Raw genomic sequence first — 1,940 nt, forward strand, 5'->3', positions numbered from 1 at the left:
GAGCAGTTCAACGCCCTGCCCGCGGACCTGCAGCAGGTTGTTGTGGACGGCGGCAAGGAAATGCAGAAGTATGAGCATGAAATCTTCCTGAAGAATGAGGAAGAACTGGAATCCAAGCTGGTTGAGGAAGGCATGGAATTCGTGGACGTGGACCAGAAGGCATTCTCAGACGCCATGACAAACGGGGTCCTGGCAGTACTGACCGACAGCCAGAAGGCTCTTTACGAAAAGATTTCTGCTGCTAACCCGGACGCTTAAATTTAACACGATTCCAGCATTGGCTTTTGGCGGCGGACCGACCGTCCAGCCTATGGGCGCAGTACATGACCGACCGGTTTTGCGCTGCGCCTCTTTTTGTAGATACAGTGTTAAAATTCCTTAACAGAAAGCGAGGTGCTCATCCATGAGCAATTTTAAAAAAGGGTTGGATAAGTTCGTCCATTACTTTGACCATGCGCTCTGCTTTTTCGGCGTTATTTTTTACCTGACTTTTGTGGCCTGCGTACTGATCCAGGTGGTAAGCCGTAACTTCCTCCCAAGCGCTCCGTCCTGGACAGAAGAGGCTGCACGTTATTCCTTCATCTACATGGTGGGGTTTGGCTGCGCCGTGGCAGTCCACCGCAGTGAATTTGTCAACGTGGAATTCCTCCATGATGCCCTGGAGCCAAAGTTCCCCATCATCAACAAGATACTGGATTTGCTCATCAAGATAGTATTGCTGGCCTTCACAGCATACGTGCTGGTTAAATCCGTGATTCCATTTGCATTTATCAAGTTCCCCATGTTTTCAACGGCAATGACCTTGCCCATGCAGTACGTATATTTCTCCCTTGTGCTGATGTTCGGCTTCATGGTCATCGCCTACCTGTGCGAGGTTCTAGGCATAATCATTACCTGGAATGAAAAGGAGGGCAAATAAGTATGGTATCCGTATTATTCATTACATTCGTTATCTGCCTGTTCATCGGGGTGCCTGTGGCCTTCAGCCTGGGACTTGCGTCCCTGGCCTATTTCCTGGGAGCCAACATGCCCATTGCCACTTTCTCCCAAAGGTTCTTTGCAGGTATTGACAGCTTCACGCTCTTATGCATCCCCGGCTTTACCCTGGCCGGCAACCTGATGAACCAGGGCGGTATTTCTGATAAGCTGATGGATTTCTGTGACAAATTGGTGGGACACCTCACCGGCGGCATGGCCTATGCCAATATCATGGCCTCCATGATTTTTGCCGGCATCTCCGGCACGGCCCTGTCTGACACGGTGGCCCTGGGCGGCATTGAGATTCCCATGATGGTGGATCTTGGATATGACAAAAGCTTTTCCGTGGCAGTCACTGCTGCCTCCAGCTGCATGGGCCCCATCATCCCGCCCTCACTGCCCATGATCATGGCCGCCACCATGACCGGCCTGTCCGTATCCAAGATGTTCATGGCCGGCATTGTTCCCGGCATCCTGATGGGCGGCGGCATGGCCCTGGTTTCTTATGTGATATCCAAGAGGAGGAAATACCCCAAACGGGAACATATGAGTTCTGTAAGGGAAATCCTTAAATCCGGCCGGGAAGCCATCTGGGCCATCATCATGACCCTGATTATCCTGTTCGGGATCATCGGCGGCATGGTAACCCCTACGGAAGCATCCATTATCTGTATTGTGTACGGCACATTCGTAGGTTTTGTCATCTACCGCAAGCTGACCCTTAAAAGCTTTTACCAGTGCCTGCAGCAGACCCTTTCCAGCGCAGCGTCCATCATGGCCCTGGTTGCATTTGCCAATGTATTCGCATATATCCTGACCAAGGAACGTATCCCGAACATGATTGCGGAGGCCATGCTCAATCTGACAAGCAACAAATATATCCTGCTGCTGCTCATTAACCTGTTCCTGATCTTTGTTGGAATGTTCATGGAAACCATTGCAGCCATCCTGATCCTGTTCCC

At 51.0% G+C, this 1,940-nt stretch carries 2 protein-coding genes and 1 pseudogene; all 3 read left to right on the forward strand.

Features of this window, described 5'->3' with window-relative positions; genetic code table 11:
• A pseudogene (locus DWX59_RS27215) lies at window positions 1–258 on the forward strand (C4-dicarboxylate ABC transporter); the annotation flags it as partial.
• Between the two features lie 145 nt (window positions 259–403).
• Window positions 404–919 carry a TRAP transporter small permease gene (locus DWX59_RS27220; protein ID WP_117563289.1) on the forward strand — a complete coding sequence of 172 codons (516 nt, stop codon included), beginning with the start codon at window positions 404–406 and terminating at the stop codon, window positions 917–919.
• Between the two features lie 2 nt (window positions 920–921).
• Window positions 922–1,940, forward strand: a 1,019-nt coding sequence (locus DWX59_RS27225; RefSeq protein WP_147325881.1) for a TRAP transporter large permease, incomplete at its 3' end; no start/stop codon positions are given.

This window comes from Enterocloster aldenensis (assembly GCF_003434055.1).
Taxonomy (GTDB): Bacteria; Bacillota; Clostridia; order Lachnospirales; family Lachnospiraceae; genus Enterocloster; species Enterocloster aldenensis.